This is a genomic window from Streptomyces sp. NPDC004647 (assembly GCF_040609575.1).
Taxonomy (GTDB): domain Bacteria; phylum Actinomycetota; class Actinomycetes; order Streptomycetales; family Streptomycetaceae; genus Streptomyces.
Genome location: NZ_JBEXKU010000218.1, coordinates 1 through 1,223, shown reverse-complemented (window position 1 = coordinate 1,223; position 1,223 = coordinate 1). Strand labels below are relative to the sequence as shown.

General features: G+C 67.3%; 1 protein-coding gene. It reads left to right on the top strand.

What is annotated here, in order from left to right:
- The first annotated feature begins 24 nt into the window (after positions 1-24).
- Positions 25-1,190 (top strand): IS3 family transposase gene (locus tag ABZW18_RS34780; protein ID WP_356195527.1). Its coding sequence is split into 2 segments (ribosomal slippage): positions 25-309 and positions 312-1,190, totalling 1,164 coding nucleotides; the frame shifts between segments, so codons are not numbered across the junction.
- The last annotated feature ends 33 nt before the right edge of the window (positions 1,191-1,223 follow it).

Below are 1,223 nucleotides of genomic sequence, written 5' to 3'. Positions count from 1 at the left end.
GGGGCGGCCTGGAAGGATGTTGCTGTGCCTGTTCCCTATCCCCAAGAGTTCCGTGATGACGTCGTGCGGGTGGCCCGCAGCCGCGAGAAGGGCGTCACCCTTGCGCAGATCGCGAAGGACTTCGGCATCCATGAGATGACCCTCTCGAAATGGATGCGCCAGGCCGCCGTCGAAGACGGCGAGATGCCCGGTGTCTCCAGGACGGAGTCTGCGGAGAACCGCGAGCTGAAGAAGCGCATCAGGCTGCTGGAGCAGGAGAACGAGGTCCTGCGCCGCGCGGCGGCGTATCTGTCGCAGGCGAACCTGCCGGCAAAAGGCTCTACCCGCTCGTGAGAGAGCTCGCCGCCGACGGGATCCCCGTCGCGGTCGCGTGTCGGGTGCTCCAGCTCTCCCGCCAGCACTACTACCGCTGGCTCCGTCAGCCGGTGACCCACGCGGAGATCACCGTGGCCTACCGCGCGAACGCGCTGTTCGACGCCCACCGTGATGACCCCGAGTTCGGCTACCGGTTCCTCGCAGGCGAAGCCGAAGCAGCCGGGGAGCCCATGTGCGAGCGGTCCGCGTGGCGGATTTGCCGGGACAACGCCTGGTGGTCGGCCTTCGGCAAGAAGCGAGCGAAGAACGGGAAGAGACCGGGGCCGCCCGTGCACGACGATCTCGTGCAGCGGGACTTCACCGCGTCCGCGATGAACGAGCTATGGCTGACCGACATCACCGAACACCCCACCGGTGAGGGCAAGCTGTACCTGTGTGCGGTCAAGGACGCATGGTCGGGCCGGATCGTCGGCTACTCCATCGGCAACCGGATGAAGGCCCGCCTCGCGGTGAACGCGCTGGAACACGCGGTCGCGCGGAGAGGAGAGGTGGCAGGCTGCACCGTCCATTCCGACCGCGGGTCGCAGTTCCGGTCACGGAAGTTCGTCCACGCCTTGAACCGTCACCGCCTGGCCGGCTCCATGGGCAGAGTCGGCGCCGCCGGTGACAACGCCGCCATGGAATCCTTCTTCGCGCTCCTGCAGAACAACGTCCTGGACCGCCGCACCTGGGCCGCCCGGGAAGATCTCCGCATCGCGATCGTCACCTGGGTCGAGCGGACCTACCACCGGCGCCGCCGGCAACTGCGACTCGGTCGATTGACCCCCATCGAGTTCGAGACCACCATGAAGCCCGCCACGGCCCTCGCGGCATGAAACCCGACTGTCACCTATCCGTGCAGCAGTCCC